This is a genomic window from Streptomyces fumanus, from assembly GCF_014655295.1.
Taxonomy (GTDB): Bacteria; Actinomycetota; Actinomycetes; order Streptomycetales; family Streptomycetaceae; genus Streptomyces; species Streptomyces fumanus.
This window is the reverse complement of sequence record NZ_BNBI01000038.1, coordinates 1-1,139: the sequence shown is the minus strand read 5'-3', so window position 1 is coordinate 1,139 and position 1,139 is coordinate 1. Positions and strand designations below refer to the sequence as shown.

The 1,139-nt window shown below is 69.0% G+C and carries 1 protein-coding gene; it reads left to right on the top strand.

The features are described from left to right. The coding region (xylA, locus tag IE316_RS35185) for a xylose isomerase (protein ID WP_190208638.1) at nt 1-1,139 on the top strand (1,139 nt) is incomplete at both ends.

Here is a 1,139-nt window from a genome sequence, read left to right as displayed (position 1 = left end):
GAGGACAGGTTTACGTTCGGTCTGTGGACCGTTGGCTGGCAGGGCAGGGATCCGTTCGGGGATGCGACCCGGGCGGAGCTGGATCCGGTGGAGTCGGTGGGGCGTCTGGCGGAGCTGGGCGCGTACGGGGTGACGTTCCATGACGATGACCTGATCCCGTTCGGGGCGTCGGAGTCGGAGCGTCAGGCGCGGGTCAAGCGGTTCAGGCAGGCGTTGGAGACGTCGGGGCTGAAGGTGCCGATGGCGACGACGAACCTGTTCACGCATCCGGTGTTCAAGGACGGTGCGTTCACGGCGAACGACCGGGACGTGCGGCGGTTCGCGCTGCGCAAGACGATCCGCAACATCGACCTGGCGGTGGAGCTGGGGGCGGAGGTGTATGTGGCGTGGGGCGGTCGTGAGGGCGCGGAGTCGGGTGCGGCCAAGGACGTGCGTGATGCGCTGGAGCGGATGAAGGAAGCGTTCGATCTGCTGGCCGAGTACGTCACCCGGCAGGGTTATGACCTGCGGTTCGCGATCGAGCCGAAGCCGAACGAGCCGCGTGGGGACATTCTGCTGCCGACGGTGGGGCATGCGCTGGCGTTCATCGAGCGGCTGGAGCGGCCGGAGCTGTTCGGGGTGAACCCGGAGGTGGGTCATGAGCAGATGGCGGGGCTGAACTTCCCGCACGGTATCGCGCAGGCGCTGTGGGCGGGCAAGCTGTTCCACATCGATCTCAACGGTCAGTCGGGGATCAAGTACGACCAGGACCTGCGCTTCGGTGCGGGCGATGTGCGCTCGGCGTTCTGGCTGGTGGATCTGCTGGAGTCGGCGGGCTGGACGGGTCCGCGGCACTTCGACTTCAAGCCGCCGCGTACGGAGGACCTCGACGGGGTGTGGGCGTCGGCGGCTGGCTGTATGCGCAACTACCTCATCCTCAAGGAGCGGGCGGCGGCTTTCCGTGCGGACCCGGAGGTGCGGGCGGCGCTGGCCGCGGCGCGGCTGGACCAGCTCGCCCAGCCCACCGCTGCCGACGGCCTGGACGGTCTGCTCGCCGACACCAGCGCCTATGAGTCCTTCGACCCGCAGGCCGCCGCCGCCCGGGGCATGGCCTTCGAACACCTCGACCAGCTCGCCATGGACCACCTCCTCGGCGCCCG